We start from the raw sequence: 13579 nt of genomic DNA, 5'->3' as shown, positions 1-13579 counted from the left end.
CCTGATCCCGTTGCTAGCTGGCAAGGTAGCCGCCGTCGACCGCGAAGACGCTTCCCGTCACATAGGATGATGCGGGCATGGCGAGAAAGGCAACGGTGCCGGCGACATCGTCCGGCTGTCCCCAGCGCTTGAGCGCGGTGCGCGCTGAGATCCGCTCGTAATGCGCGAGGTCCTTGCGGCCTTCGGCATTGATCGCGGTTTCGATGAAGCCGGGCGCAACCGCGTTGACGCGGATGCCGTCCTGCGCCCAGGCGTGGGCCAGCGTCTTGGTCAGCATGACGACGCCGGCCTTGCTGGCGCAGTAGGCGGGAATCCGCGGCAGGGCTGAAAAGGCGTTCATCGAGGCGATGTTGATGATCGAGCCTGAGCGCGCGGCGAGCGCGCTGCGGAAGGCGAGGCAGGCCGAAAAGGTGCCGGTCAGGTTGACGTCGAGCACCTGGCGGAAGATGTCGAGATCGAATTCGCGGTCGCGCCGGAGGATGCCGGCGCAGTTGACCAGCGCGTCCACCCCGTCGAAACCGGCGGCAAACGCGCGCATGGCCGCGTCGTCGGTGACGTCGAGAACGCCGAGCGACAGGCGCTCGTGGCCGGCGGCATCAAAGCCGTCGATCTCCGCCTGGCTGATGCCGGTGGCCGACACCGTCGCGCCGAGTTCCAGGAACTGGCGGACGATCGCGGCGCCGATTCCGCCGACACCGCCGACAACGACCGCGGTGAACCCGGGCGCGAACGCAAAGGACTGGGATGACATCTGAGGGATCCTGGTGGGTTGCCGCCCGAAGCCGAGGCTCCGGGCGGTGCTGCGGTCCGGGAGGACTATTCGCGTTCGATCAGGGTGTTGAGCTGCTCGTCGGCCGCGGCGCAGGCCTCGTCGACCGTGCTGGTGCCGAGCAGCACGGCATTGACGGCCTGGCCGATATATTCGCGGGATTCCGGGTTCTGGATGATCGGATAGCCGACCTCCGAAGTCCCGGCATCGGCGAGATGGCCGAGCGCCTTCTGCCAGGCCTGGCGGACGGGCTTCTCGGCCAGCCATGCCTGATAGGCCGGATCGCCGGCCACCGAGTTGCGCGGCGGGGCGATACCCTCCAGCGCCAGCTTGGCCTGCATGTCGGGGCCTGACGCCCACTGCACGAAGTACCAGGCGGCATCGGGATTGGAGCTGAACTTGGACACGGCAAGCGCCCAGCCGATGGCGGTCGGATGCGATCCGCCGGCACCTTCGGGCAGCGGCACGATGGCGGTGTCGTTGAGGCGGGCGTCGCCCTCCATGATCGAGCTGAACTCGTTCGAGGACTGGAACGACATCGCCGACTTTCCTTCGCGGTAGAGCGAGGTCAGCTGGTAGAAGGAGTAGTTGACGGCGCCGGGAGGGCCGAAATCCTTGAGCAGCGACGCGTAGAGTCCGATCGCCGCCTTGCTTTCGGCCGAGCAGAGATTGGACTTGCCGTCCTTCATGTAGCTTCCGCCCATATTGTGCAGGAAGGCCGAGAAGGTATAGGGCAGCGCCGGCTTGAGGCCGCGCGTCGCAAACGGCGTCACGTCAGGCGCGCAGTCCTTGAGCTTGGCGGAAATGGCCGTGAGGTCCTCGAGCTTCGCCGGGGCGTCGATGCCGCATTTCTCGAACAGGTCTGTGCGGTAGTAGAGCAGCGGGCCCTCGATGTTGAGCGGCATGCCGGTCAGTTCTCCGTCGAAGGTGGCTGCCTCCAGCAGGGCCGGGCTGAGGCCCGCATAATCGTAGTCCGGCGACGCATCTTTTTCCGCATGCGGCTTGAGATCCTCATACCAGCCGGCGGCGGCGAACTGCGCGCCTTCGCGCGACGGCAGCGTCATGAACACGTCGAATTCGTCGCTGCGCGCGTTCATCACCGTCATCATGCGCTGGCGCATCTGCTGTTCCTGGTAGGAATCGACCTTGAGGGTGATCCCGGTCAGTTCCTCGAACTCGGCCTTGTGCTCGAGCACCTTGGTGGCCCAGGGATTGTTGTTGGCGAGGAATGTAACCGTTTGCCCCTCATGGGCCTTCCAGTTGAAGTCCTGGGCGATGGCCGCGGCGGTCAGAGTGGTGCTCAAGAGCAGCGCGGCGGCCAGCGTCCGCGACACCTGCAGTGATTTTGGCATTTGATGATCCTCCCTAGTTTGCAGTAGCATCGCCTCCAGCAATGCGGTCCAGCCCGTTTCAAAGGTCTGTAACCGGTTACATAGCGCGTCTGAGTTTCTCCGTCAACAATGGGTGGCGAGAATTGCCCGGGCGTAAAAATGCAGCTAAGGAAGGGGCGGAGCAGGAATTCGACACTCAAAAACGGGGCGAATTTTCGGGGGGATGATGAAACCGATCAGCAAGAATGAGACGAAGCAGGGCGGTGTGGCGACGCGTTCCGTGGGAATTCGGGAGGTGGCGCGGCAGGCCGGCGTCTCCACCGCCACGGTCTCGCGGGCGCTCAACAATCCGGACTCCGTCAGTGCCGCCCTGCGCGGCCGCATCAGCGCCACCATTGATGAAATCGGTTACATTCCCGATGCGTCGGCGCGGGCATTGTCATCCCGGCGCACCCGTACCATCGGTGCCATCATCCCGACCATCGACAACGCGATGTTCGCCCAGGGCCTGCAGGCGCTGCAGTCCTTTCTGGCCACCAGGGACTATCTGCTGCTCTTGGCCACCAATGAATACGATCTCGACATCGAGCTCAAGCAGGCCCGCAACCTGGTCAGCCGCGGCATCGACGGGCTGATCCTGCGTGGCGACCGCCGCCACGACGATCTGCGCAGGCTGCTGATCTCGCAGGACATCCCTTTCGTCAATGTCGGCGTCTACGAACCCAGGAAACCCTATCCGAGCATTGGCGTCGACAACCGGGCGGCCGGGCGCCGGGTGACCCAGCATCTGATCCAGCTCGGACACCGCCGCGTCGGCGTCGTCGCCGCCATGCAGCGCAACAACGACCGCGCCCAGGCGCGGCTCGCCGGCGTGCTCGAGGTGCTCGAGGAGAACGCTGCCACGCCGCCCGACCGCTGGCGGCTTCAGGTCAACTACCGGCTCGACGACGCCCGCCAGGGCGCCCGCGTGCTGCTCGATTCCGCCGACCGTCCCACGGCGCTGGTCTGCGGCAACGACGTCATTGCCTATGGGGTCATGCTGGAGGCAGCCAAGCTCGGCATCAAGGTGCCGGAGCAATTGTCGGTGGTCGGCTTTGACGATCTGGAGTGGAGCCGGCATCTGAGCCCGAGCCTGACCACCATCCACATGCCGACCGACGAGATCTGGGTGCGGGCGGGCGAGTACCTCGTCGACCGGCTCGACGGCTCTCCAGCCATCATGCACCGCGAGATCGACTTCTCGCTGGTGGTCCGTGAATCGACCGCGCCGCCGCCGATCGACAACCTGTAGGGAGCCGCTTGCGGCAGGGTGTGCCTGGCCTGGCCATGCCCCGTCCGTCTCCGCGGCAGGGTGGGCCGGATGCTTGCCGCCGACCGAGCCAGCCCCCACACCGGCTTGATGACTGGAGGACCAGAACACTGCACGTGCCGCTGAGGTCCGTGGCAATCTTCAACCGCCCCGGTGCCTCGACAGCGTCTCCAAGGCGGCCAAACCGGGGCCGGACAGGATATGGGCAGCCGTCATCGCCACACCGAGAGCAGTTCAGGCGGTTTTCGGCGCCAGCACGAAGTCGTGCACCACCTCGTAATAGGGCCCGTCGAAACCGGCGGCGGCGATCCGGTCCGGATCCTCGACCGGCTCGAACCTCGCGAGCAGGCTCTCCTTGACGCCGAACACCGCGTCCGAATGGATGTAGCGGTCGTCGGGGTCGAAGATGTGGGTGACCAGCGTCTCGAAGCCCTCGGCCGAGAGGATGTAGTGCAAATGCGCCGGCCGGTAGGGATGGCGGCCGAGCCTGCCGAGCAGCTGCCCCACCGGCCCGTCGTCGGGAATGGGATAGAATTTCGGCTTCACGCCCCTGAAATGATAGCTGCCGTCGGCGCCGGTGCGGAAGACCCCGCGCAGGTTGAAGTCAGGCTGGATGCCCCGCTGCTGCACGTCGTAGAAACCCTCGTCATTGGCCTGCCAGACATCGATCTTGGCGTTGGCGATGGGCTGGCCGTCGGTGCCGGTGATGCGGCCGCTGACCAGCATCGGATCGCCCTTGGCGTCAAGGCAGATATTGGCGCCCATTGGCAGCTCCGGCGCGTCATCGACATGGAACGGCCCGAGCACGGTGGACTCCGATGCGCCGGACGGCTTGCGGTTGTTGATTGCATCCACCAGCATCGACACGCCGAGCACGTCGGAGAGCAGGATGTATTCCTGGCGCCAATCGTTGCACATCTGCCCGGTGCGGGTGAGGAACTGAATCGCCTCCATCCATTCCGCCTGCGTCGGTTCGATCTCCTTGACCGCGGCGTGCAGGTGCCGGGTGATCACCGCCATCACCTCGGCAAGGCGCTTGTCCCTGGCCCTGGCGTTGCGGGCGATCACCACGTCGGCGGAGTTCTCCTCCGAAAAGAATCCCTGTTCGTGCGGGTCCATCAGTTTGCTCCTTCCGATGCCTTTGCCGCGGTTCTGCCCTTGAGATCAAGGATGGTCCCGAACACCCGGCGCAGGTCCTTGTCGGGCTGGCTTGTCATTTCTTCGGCGCGCCAGCAGACATGCTGGTCGGGGCGGACCAGCACGCAGCCGCTCTCGCCGATCTCGCTGGCCCGGGCCCAGTCGCCTGTGTGGTCGATCAATGGCCGCCGCGGCCCGATCACATGGGCGGCGAGGTCGATGCCGAGCTCTGCCGCCACCTGGGTGGCAGCCTCGACCCAGCCGGCGCCGTTGATGCCGGTGAGCAGCGTGAAGCGGCCATGGCCGGTGAGGTCGAGCGTCGAATGCTTGCCGCCCCTGGCGTCAAAGACCCAGACATGCGGCACCCGCGCGCCGGGCCAGGTGGTCGGCTGGTAGTGCAGTTCGGCGTCGAGCTCGAAGGCGGGCTCCATCTGTCCGTCGGTGACGACGGCGGTCGACTTGTAGCGCTGGTTCATCTCCACGCCATGAGCGTCGAACTCGTAGGTCTTGAAGGCGATGGCGTCGCGGATTGCGGCTCGCTGCCGCTCCGCCTCCGCGGTGGAATCGCAGCGCTTGTCCATGTTGGCCTGCATGATTTCCGGGTCGGTACTCTCGGTCAGCCCCAGGCCCTCGAAGATCGGCCCGAACTCGCCGATCGACTGGTTGGCGCGCTTGACGATCTGTTTGGCGATCGGCGCCCGCTCGGCGCTGTAGGTCTCGAGCAGGCCGGGGCCGGCCCGGCCCTTGAGCACGGCGGCCAGCTTCCAGGCCAGATTGTAGGCGTCCTGGATCGAGGTGTTCGATCCCAGCCCGTTGGACGGCGGATGCCGGTGGGTGGCGTCGCCCATGCAGAAGACGCGCCCCTTCTGCAGATGGGTGGCGTACATGTCGTTGACGGTCCAGACGCTGGCCGAGATCAGGTCGATCTCCAGCTCCGGGTCGCCCACCAGCTGCCGGGCGACTTCCGTGGCCATCTTGTCGTCCACCACCGGCGCGGGTTCGTTGATGTCGTAGCCCCAGACGATCAGCCATTCGTTCCACGGCCGGATCATCCGCACCAGCCCCATGCCGATACCGCCGACATTGGCGCCCGGCTGCATCACCCAGTAGAGCACGCTCGGGCGGTGGGCGACATAGCGGGACAGGTCGGCGCGGAAGAGGATATTCATCGAGCCGCCGACGCCCATCCTGCCCTCGAAGGGCAGGCCGGCATGCTCGGCGACGAGCGAATTGCCGCCGTCGGCGCCGATCAGATATTTGGAGCGGATGGTGAGGTTCTTGCCGGTCAGACGGTCATGACAGGTGGTGGTCACGCCGTCCGCGTCCTGGACGTGGCTTACATATTCGGTCGACATCCGCGCCTGGGTGCCGCGCGAACAGGCGGTCTTGAACAGGAGCGGCTCCATGAAGGTCTGCGGCAAATCGTTCATGGAGGTCGGCGAGGACAGCAGATGCTCGGCCTTCGAAAGCGGATGGTTGCCCCAGCTTTTCATCCGGCCGATTTCCTCGCCGGCGAGGCTCTCGCAGAACACGTTCTCGCCCATCAGCTCCTGGCTTGAGGCGAACTGGTAGGCTTCCGCCTCCACGTCCTTGCCGAGATCGCGCAGCACTTCCATGGTGCGCTGGTTTGTGATGTGCGCGCGCGGCGTGTTGGCAAGCCAGCGGTAGCGGTTGATCGCCATGTTCTCGATGCCATAGGTCGACAGCAGCGCCGCCGACGCGGAACCTGCCGGACCGGTGCCGATGATGAGGACGTCCGTGGTGATGTCAGCCATGATCTTTGCTCTCTGGATGGTGCGGGTGGGACAGGAGGCCGCCGGTCAGGCGGCGGCGGACGGGAAACAGCTCGATGCCGGTGCGGTCGGAGAACAGGCCCCACAGCCCGCGCGGCGCAAACAGCATGACGGCGATGCCGATCAACCCGAGCACCATCAGGTACCAGCTGCCATAATCGGCCAGCAGCGTCTGCAAGGCGTAGAAGACGATGATGCCGATGATCGGGCCCTCGATCGTGCCGATGCCGCCGATGACGACGATGAAGATCACATAGGCGGTCCAGTCGGTGACGCTGAAGGCGGCGTCTGGCGAGATCCGCGCCTTCTGCAGGTAGATGAGCCCGCCGGTCAGACCGGTGCCGAAGGCCGAGACGAGGAACACCAGCCATTTCATCCGCCCGGCGTCGACGCCGACCGAGCGGGCCGCGTCCATGGTGTCGCGCACCGCGGCAAGCGCCAGGCCGCGCCGGGTGCGCAGGAGCCAGTAGAGGCCGCCGATCGTCGCCACGGCGAGCAGCACCGCCAGCCAGTAGGCGAGAATGTCGCGCGCCGCGGCACTGCGCACGTCGAACAGGGTTTCGATTGCCTGGGTGAACCACATCGAGCCGGTGGCAGAGCGCGGCAGCGACGTGCCGGTGCCGCCGCCGACCGACTTCCACTGCGCCACCGAAAGCCGCACCACCTCGGCGATCACCCAGGTGCTGATGGCGAAATAGGCGCCCTGCAGCCGAAAGGCGAAGTAGGCGGTCGGAATGGCAAGCAGCAGCGCCGCCAGCCCGGACAGCAGGAGCGCCGGTACCGGGTCGATGCCGGCAAGGATGACCGTGCCGAACAATGCATAGGCGCCGATGCCGACAAAGGCCTGCTGGCCGATGGAGACGAGACCGCCATAGCCCGCAAGCAGGTTCCAGAACTGCGCCAGCGTCAGCATGGTGAGGATAAAGAACAGGTCCTGGATGAGGCCGCGAGAGGCGAAGGCGGGCAGCACCAAGAGCAGGACGGCGAGGCCGAGCGCGACCAGCCCGGCGACTCTGGAGGCGCGGGTGCGGGTGAGGCTGGCATAGGGGGAGGAATGGGCCATGCTCAATCCACCGCTCTCGGAAACAGCCCGCGCGGGCGCACCAGCAGCACCAGGAGGAACGCCACGTGACCCGCGAGTATCTGCCATTCCGGATTGACCGCCGATCCCAGTGTCTGCGCCACGCCGATGATGACGCCGCCGGCCAGCGTGCCCCAGAATGATCCGAGCCCTCCGATGATGACGGCCTCGAAGGCGTAGATCAGCCGCGCCGGGCCGATATTCGGATCGAAGCTGGAGCGCATGCCGAGATAGAGCGCGGCGATGGTGACGATGACAAAGGCGATGCCGGTGGCGATGGCGAAGATACCGGCTGGCCGGATGCCCATCAGGCTGGCGGTCGACGGATCGTCGGACGTGGCGCGGAAGGCCCGCCCCAGGGCGGTGCGGTAGAAGATCTGGTTGAGCGCGATGATCACCACGACGGCCGAGCCGAAGGTCAGGAGCGGCATGACGCCCAGATTGATCCCGCCCAGGTTGAGGGAGGCCGTGCTGATCGGGCCGGACGGCAGCCGCTGGCTGTCGGCGGAGAAGCTTTCCAGGAGCACGTTCTGCAGCACCACCGAGAGGCCGAACGTCACCAGCAGCGGCGGCAGCACGTCGTCTCCGATCACCCGGTTGAGCATGAATGTCTGCAGCGCCCAGCCGAAGGCAAACATCGCCGGGGCGGCGATCAGCACTGCCAGGAATGGCGACATGCCGGTCATGGTGACCATCAGCAGGATCAGATAGGCGGCGGCGACGATGAAGTCGCCATGCGCCAGGTTGACGAGCCGCATGACGCCGAACACCAGGCTGAGGCCGGCGGCGAACAGGGCGTAAAGACCGCCGAGCAGAACGCCCTGCAGGATGGTGTCGAACCAGATCATGCCGCCGCCCCGAAATAGGCGTCATGGATCGCCTCGCGGCTGAACTCCGCCGGCGTGCCGGACAGCGTCACCCGGCCCTCCATCATGCAGTAGACCCTGTCAGCCACCCGCAGCGCCTGGCCGATGTCCTGCTCGACGACGATCAGCGAGGCCCCCGCGGCCTTGATCTCCGGCACCGCGCGGTAGATGTCCCTGATGACGACCGGTGCCAGCCCGAGGCTGATCTCGTCGCAGAGCAGCACCCTCGGGTTGGACATCAGCGCCCTGCCGATGGCCACCATCTGCTGCTGGCCGCCGGACAGTGCCGTGGCCGGACTGTGGCGCCGCTCCTTGAGGATCGGGAACAGCCCGTAGACGGTCTCAAGCGACCAGTGGCCTGCGATCGCCCGGCCATAGCGGCCGACCAGCAGGTTCTCCTCGACGCTGAGCGAGGCGAACAGCTTGCGGCCTTCCGGCACCATGGCTATTCCCATGGCCATGATCTCGTCGGCGGCAAGCCGGCCGATGGCGCGACCGTCGAAGCGGATGCTGTCGGGCTGGTTGGCGAGCAGCCCGCAGATCGAGCGCATCAGCGTGGTCTTGCCGGCGCCGTTGGCGCCGATGATCGAGATCGTCTCGCCCGCCTCGAGCACGATGTCGACGCCGAACAGCGCCTGGAAGTCGCCGTAGCGGGCGGTCAGGTTGCGGGTTTCGAGAAGCGCCATCAGATGTCGATCCCCAGATAGATCTCCTGGACCTCGCGGCTGGCCATGATTTCCCCGGGCGCGCCGATGGCGATGACCCTGCCGAAGTTGAGCACCAGCAGGCGCTCGACCACGGAATTGAGTGCATGCAGCACATGCTCGATCCAGATGATGGTGACGCCCCCGGCATGGATCGCCGAGATCGTCTCCACCAGCGAGCGGCACTCGCCCTCGGTCAGCCCGCCGGCGATCTCGTCGAGCAGCAGCAGCTGCGGATCGGTCGCCAGCGCGCGGGCCAGCTCGAGCCGCTTTCTGTCAAGCAGCGACAGCGATCCAGACACCGTGTTGGCCTTGGCGATCAGCCCGGTGCGCTCAAGAATGCCGGCGCAGCTGTCGACCACCGCGGCCTCCGACATGTCTCGGCCGAAGCTTGCCGCCACCATGAGGTTCTCGAAGACCGTCAGCCGGGAGAACGGCTGCGGGATCTGGAACGAGCGGCCGATGCCCGCCAGGCAGCGCCGCATCGCCGGCATTCGCGTCACGTCGCGGCCCATCAGCTCGATGCGCCCGGCATCCGGCGCCAGATTGCCGGTGATGAGATTGAACAGCGTCGACTTGCCCGCTCCGTTGGGGCCGATGATGCCGAGCGCCTGGCCCCTTGGCACGGCGAACGTTACGCCGTCGGCGACGGTCAGCGCGCCGAAGCTCTTGGAGACAGTGTCGAGGGCAAGCATGGGCATCGTCTGGTCGGCCGATCACTGGGATGAAGGGGCCGGGGCGGAACCGCCGCCCCGGCGTTGCGGTGTCAGCCGAGCGGCTGCATCGTGCCGCCGGTCGGGATCGACGGCTGGTCGGTGTTCTCGACGATGACGAGATCGTAGCCACCGCCCTCCTTGAGCCGCCACTGCCCGCCGACCAGCGGGGTCTTCGAGACGTTCGTCTGCGCAAATGGCGGCAGGCCGGCGCCGTCGAAGGCGATGCGGCCGACGATCGACTGCAGCTGCGCGGCGGCGATCGCCTCGGCGATCTGGTCCGGGTCGCTCGTGTCGCTGGTCCGGCCCATGGCGTCGACGGCAAGTTCGAACAGAGCGTGGACGAAGCCGATCGGCTGGGTCCACTGCTTGCCGGTGGCGGCCGTGTAGGCCGCGGCGACATCGCCCGCCGACATGCCGTTGATCGAGGACTTGAACGGATGGCTCGGCGACCACCAGACCTCGGAGGAGAGGTTGTTGCCGGTGCTGCCGAGCGCCTCGACCGCCTGCGGGAACAGGATCGCCTTGCCGATCGAGGCGGCCTTCGGGTTGAAGCCCTGCTGCTTGGCCTGGGTCCAGAAGGTGGTGAAGTCCGGCGGGATCGGCACGCCGGTGACGATCTCGACATTGCCCTGCTTGAAGGCGTTGATCTGGGCGGAGAAGTCGTCGGTCAGGTTCTGGTAGCGGCCCGGATCGGTGAGCGTGTAGCCCTTGCTGGAAAGCACCGGCGGGAAGCCGACATTGGGATCGCCCCAGGCGTTTCCGTCGCCGTCATTGGGAAACAGCCCGCCGACGCTCTTGTTGGTCTCGAGCTGCGCCCACATTGCGGTGAACACGGAGATCACGTCCTCCAGGCCCCAGAAGAAGTGGAACGAATAATCGAACGGCTTCCAGCTCCCCGGATCGCCGGGATTGCCCTGCTGGCCGATGAAATAGGGCTGCCACGGGGCCACTGTCGAGATCACCGGCACTCCCTCGGCCTCGCAGGTGGTGGCGACCGGATTGGTGGTTTCCGGCGTCGAGGCCACCAGCATGAGGTCGATCTTGTCGTCGACGATCAGGCCCTTGGCGACCTCGGCGGCGCGGTTCGGGTTGGACTGGCTGTCCTTGACGATCACCTCGAAGTTCTTGGCGATGTCGAGCGAGGCGAAGTTGGAGAGAATGAAGTTGTCGGCTTCCGCAAATGCTGCAAGCGGCCCCGATTGAGGGCTGACATAGCCGAGCTTGATCTTCGCGCCCTGGGCGATGGCCGGTGCGGACAGGCCGCCGATGGCGGCGACCATGCCGGTGGCAGCTGTGCTCTTGAGAAGTGTGCGGCGGGTAATCATGGTTGTCCTCCCAGATGAGTGATGGCGTCATGCAGATCAGGCGTCTGGCTTGTCTCCCGACCAGGCCGCCTGCAGCAGCCGGCGGATCGATTGGCGATCGACCGGCTGCGGGTTCCAGTAGGGTTTCGTGGTCGCGAGTTCGGCGGCCCGGTCGAGATCGCTCTCGGCCATGCCCAGTTCGCGCAGGCTTGTCGGCGCTCCCATTCGCCGGGCGAAATCGTGCAGCGCGGCGCCCGGGGCGGTGCCGCCGAGGATGTCGCGGACCGGCTTGAGCAATTCTGGAACGGCCCGCGCATTGAAGGCGGTGGCGTGCGGCAGGATCACCGCGTGGGTCTCGGCATGCGGCAGGTCGAAGGAGCCGCCGAGCGTGTGACAGAGCTTGTGGTGCAGCGCCATGCCGACCTGGCCCAGCACGGTGCCGCAGAGCCAGGCGCCATACAGGGTCTCGCCGCGGGCGGTGAGACCCGCCGGCTCTGCGACGACCGCCGGCAGGCTGCTGACGAAGGCGCGGAGGCCTTCCGTCGCCAGCATGGTCGAGATCGGATTGCGGTTTTGCGCGTACAGCGCCTCGACGGCATGCGCCATGGCGTTGAGCGCGCTGGTGACCGTCATTGCGACAGGCAGGGTCGCCACCAGCTCGGCGTCATAGAGGATGACTTCGGGGCGGATCTTCGGATCGGTGACCGTCGTCTTGATGCCGTTTTCCGTCTGTCCAAGAATTCCGGTGGCCTCGCTGCCGGCATAGGTGGTCGGGATGACGATCTGCGGCAGGTCGGTGCGCCAGGCTATGGCCTTGCCGAGCCCTGTGGTCGAGCCGCCGCCGATGGCGACGATGCAATCGGCCTTGACCGAAAGCGCATGCGCCACGGCTTCCTCCGTGACGGCGACCGGCGTGTGCATCACCGCCCGGGTGAAGACGCCGGCGGCAGAGGCGCCCAGCGTTTCGGCCAGCATCAGAGCGCCGTCGGCCTGCGGCGGGGTGGAGAGAACCAGCGCGCGCGAGCAGCCGAGCCTCGCCACCTCGAGGGCGGCTTCGCGGCTGACGCCCGGCGCGAAGCGCACCCGGACTGCGGCGCCCTGCTGCTCGAAACTGGTCTGAAAATAGGACAAGGCCCCTCCCAAGGCGCTGGACGGCCTGCGCCCCAACCAGGCCAACCTAGCATGGAAAAACGCGAACTTGATTGAATCTGCGCGATCTTACATAACTCGATGTTATGAAGCTGGATCCAAGACATCTCGAACTGCTTGCCGCCATCGTCGATCATGGCGGCCTGACCGAAGGCGCCGAAGCCATGGGCAAGTCACAGCCCAGCGTCTCGCGCTCGCTGGCGCTGCTCGAGACCCGGTTGGGCACGCGGCTGTTCGAGAAGGGCAAGCGACCCCTCAAGCCCACCGAGATCTGCCTGGCGCTGGCCGCCGAAGGCCGCCGCATCATCGAGGCGGGCAACAGTGCCGGTCTGCTCGTCTCCCGCTACCGCGAGGGCAAGTCCGGCGTCGTCCGCGTCGGCGGCACGCCGATCTTCATGGACGGTGTCATCTCCGGCATGATCGCCGACTTCCAGATGGCCTATCCGGACATCCGCATCGACCAGTCTTACGACTATGCCGCCGAGCTGATGCGCAGGCTCGAGACCGGGTCGCTCGACGTTGCCATCTGCCCGATGAATCCGGAGACCATCCCGGATGAGTTCGAATTCGCCAGGATCCTGCCGGGCCGCAACGTGATTGCCTGCAGCGTCGTCCACCCGCTCGCCCGCCGCACGTCGGTCAAGCTGTCCGACATCGCCCCCTATCCCTGGATCGCCCCGCCTGCCAACAGTCCGCTGTACGAGGATCTGCGCAATGTGCTGGCGAGCATCGGCATGCGCGACTTCAAGGTGAGTTTTTCCGGTGGCTCGCTGACTTCGGTCGTCACCATCCTCGAGCGCTCGGACGCACTGACTGTCCTGCCCTATTCCGTGGTCTTCATGTTGAGGCGGCAGAAGGCGTTGTCGGCGCTGTCGATCCGCATCGGCCATCCCGAGCGCAGCCTCGGCATGCTCTGGCCGCGCGACTCGCCGCTGCGCCCCTCGGTGCGCCGCTTCCGGCAGTTCATCGCCAAGGAGTTCACCGCGCTGGCTTCGACCATTTCCAAGCACGAGCAGAATGCGCTCTGGCGAAGGTAGGCGCGCGCGCGAAGCTGTGGAACAAGCGGCTCACTTGCTGGTTGTCTCATGCAACAGCCGGAGAAGCGGGCAAGACGCGGAAGCTCGCAACTCATGCGGGGTGTTCACGCGGTGGTGGTGCCGACCGGGGATGACCGGGCCGCCCTGGTTTTCGCCAGGGGAGGAGAGCGGGCTGAACACAGGGGCCGACGGTGGAGCGCCGCGGCGTCTCGACGGATTGGGCGTCACGCGGTTTCCGATTCCCAACGGCAATTGCGCGGGCTATTGTCCCGAAGTAGATCCGCCGGTGCACCCTGGCAGCACCAGTTGAAGTCACATGTCCGGCTGCCAGGCCGGTTCGGGTTCGGATCGCGTCCTGAAGGCCGCGCCGCATGAGCGAGAGG

At 66.3% G+C, this 13579-nt stretch carries 12 protein-coding genes; 2 read left to right on the top strand and 10 right to left on the bottom strand.

All coding sequences use genetic code 11. The annotated features are described in order from the left end of the window. Nucleotides 1-13: 13 nt before the first annotated feature. Together DFR52_RS13560 and DFR52_RS13555 are read right to left on the bottom strand one after the other, a co-directional pair. Nucleotides 14-751: an SDR family NAD(P)-dependent oxidoreductase gene (locus DFR52_RS13560; protein ID WP_110032496.1), complete on the bottom strand. Its 738-nt coding sequence runs from the start codon at nt 749-751 to the stop codon at nt 14-16. 65 nt (nt 752-816) lie between these two features. After that, complete coding sequence (locus DFR52_RS13555) at nt 817-2121, bottom strand: ABC transporter substrate-binding protein (protein WP_110032495.1); 1305 nt, start codon at nt 2119-2121, stop codon at nt 817-819. Between the two features lie 205 nt (nt 2122-2326). On the opposite strand from DFR52_RS13555, the gene DFR52_RS13550 reads away from it, so the two are divergent. After that, nucleotides 2327-3391: a LacI family DNA-binding transcriptional regulator gene (locus DFR52_RS13550; protein ID WP_110032864.1), complete on the top strand. Its 1065-nt coding sequence runs from the start codon at nt 2327-2329 to the stop codon at nt 3389-3391. Nucleotides 3392-3643: 252 nt separating this feature from the next. Here DFR52_RS13550 and DFR52_RS13545 read toward each other — a convergent pair whose 3' ends face one another. The 8 genes from DFR52_RS13545 to DFR52_RS13510 form a co-directional block, all read right to left on the bottom strand. After that, nucleotides 3644-4528, bottom strand: a complete 885-nt coding sequence (locus DFR52_RS13545) for an intradiol ring-cleavage dioxygenase (RefSeq protein ID WP_110032494.1) — start codon at nt 4526-4528, stop codon at nt 3644-3646. Continuing rightward, on the bottom strand, nt 4528-6321 hold the full coding sequence (locus DFR52_RS13540; protein ID WP_110032493.1) for an FAD-dependent oxidoreductase: 1794 nt from the start codon (nt 6319-6321) through the stop codon (nt 4528-4530). The genes DFR52_RS13545 and DFR52_RS13540 overlap by 1 nt, the downstream gene beginning before the upstream one ends. Beyond that, nucleotides 6314-7402: a branched-chain amino acid ABC transporter permease gene (locus DFR52_RS13535; RefSeq protein WP_110032492.1), complete on the bottom strand. Its 1089-nt coding sequence runs from the start codon at nt 7400-7402 to the stop codon at nt 6314-6316. The genes DFR52_RS13540 and DFR52_RS13535 overlap by 8 nt, the downstream gene beginning before the upstream one ends. Nucleotides 7403-7404: 2 nt before the next feature. Further along, the gene (locus DFR52_RS13530) at nt 7405-8268 is read right to left on the bottom strand and encodes a branched-chain amino acid ABC transporter permease (protein WP_110032491.1); all 864 of its coding nucleotides are present in this window, start codon (nt 8266-8268) and stop codon (nt 7405-7407) included. After that, nucleotides 8265-8972, bottom strand: a complete 708-nt coding sequence (locus DFR52_RS13525; RefSeq protein ID WP_110032490.1) for an ABC transporter ATP-binding protein — start codon at nt 8970-8972, stop codon at nt 8265-8267. Before DFR52_RS13525 ends, DFR52_RS13530 begins: the two co-directional genes overlap by 4 nt. Beyond that, complete coding sequence (locus DFR52_RS13520) at nt 8972-9691, bottom strand: ABC transporter ATP-binding protein (protein WP_110032489.1); 720 nt, start codon at nt 9689-9691, stop codon at nt 8972-8974. Before DFR52_RS13520 ends, DFR52_RS13525 begins: the two co-directional genes overlap by 1 nt. A gap of 65 nt (nt 9692-9756) precedes the next feature. Further along, nucleotides 9757-11031: an ABC transporter substrate-binding protein gene (locus DFR52_RS13515; RefSeq protein ID WP_110032488.1), complete on the bottom strand. Its 1275-nt coding sequence runs from the start codon at nt 11029-11031 to the stop codon at nt 9757-9759. Between the two features lie 36 nt (nt 11032-11067). Then, entirely contained in the window at nt 11068-12141 is a 1074-nt protein-coding gene (locus tag DFR52_RS13510) for a maleylacetate reductase (RefSeq protein WP_110032487.1), read from the bottom strand. A gap of 104 nt (nt 12142-12245) precedes the next feature. Between DFR52_RS13510 and DFR52_RS13505 the strand changes: the two genes are divergently transcribed. After that, nucleotides 12246-13196 carry a LysR family transcriptional regulator gene (locus DFR52_RS13505; RefSeq protein WP_110032486.1) on the top strand — a complete coding sequence of 317 codons (951 nt, stop codon included), beginning with the start codon at nt 12246-12248 and terminating at the stop codon, nt 13194-13196. The last annotated feature ends 383 nt before the right edge of the window (nt 13197-13579 follow it).

Origin of the sequence: Hoeflea marina (genome assembly GCF_003182275.1) — a bacterium.
In the GTDB taxonomy this organism is placed as follows: Bacteria; Pseudomonadota; Alphaproteobacteria; order Rhizobiales; family Rhizobiaceae; genus Hoeflea; species Hoeflea marina.
Note: the sequence above shows the minus strand (reverse complement) of the source record. Positions and strands in the feature narration are given on the sequence as shown.